This is a genomic window from Rhizobacter sp. P5_A1 (assembly GCF_056400745.1).
Map to the genome: position 1 here is coordinate 1 of NZ_JBFUKR010000080.1, position 628 is coordinate 628.

Consider the following 628-nt stretch of genomic DNA (forward strand, 5'->3'; position numbering starts at 1 on the left):
TCGGCGGCAAGTTCATCGAGGTCTCGTACGACACGCCCGAAGAGAAGGAAGCCGCCGAAGGCGTCGGCGGCTACGCCAAGCCGATGCCGCCGAGCTGGCTCGCGCGCCAGCAGRTCGAGGTCGCSAAGCGCGTCGCGCTCGCCGATGTCGTCATCAGCACCGCGCTGATCCCGGGCCGCGCCGCSCCGACSYTGATCACCGARGAGATGGTCAAGTCGATGAAGCCGGGCTCGGTGATCGTCGACATCGCGGCTGGCAAGGGCCCCGACCTCGCCGGCGGCCTGACCGGCGGCAACTGCCCGTTGAGCGAGGCCGACAAGACGGTCGTGCGCCACGGCGTCACGATCGTCGGCGAGACGAACCTGCCGGCGCTGGTCGCGGCCGACGCCAGCGCGCTGTATGCGCGCAACGTCCTCGACTTCCTGAAGCTCGTGCTGACCAAGGAAGGCACGTTCAACGTGCCGATGGACGACGACATCGTGGCCGCGTGCCTGATGACCCAAGCCGGCGAAGTGAAGAGGAAATAAGAAGCCATGGAACACGAAATCGTCTCCCACACGATCACCAACCTGATCATCTTCGTGCTCGCGATCTACGTCGGCTACCACGTCGTCTGGACCGTCACGCC

At 66.1% G+C, this 628-nt stretch carries 1 protein-coding gene and 1 pseudogene; both read left to right on the forward strand.

Annotated features, from left to right (window positions below; all coding sequences use genetic code 11):
* Positions 1–527: Rossmann-fold NAD(P)-binding domain-containing protein (locus AC1DTW_RS28145; protein ID WP_477985341.1), on the forward strand; the 527-nt coding region annotated here is incomplete at its 5' end.
* 6 nt (positions 528–533) lie between these two features.
* Positions 534–628 (forward strand): annotated as a pseudogene (locus tag AC1DTW_RS28150) (NAD(P) transhydrogenase subunit alpha); the annotation flags it as partial.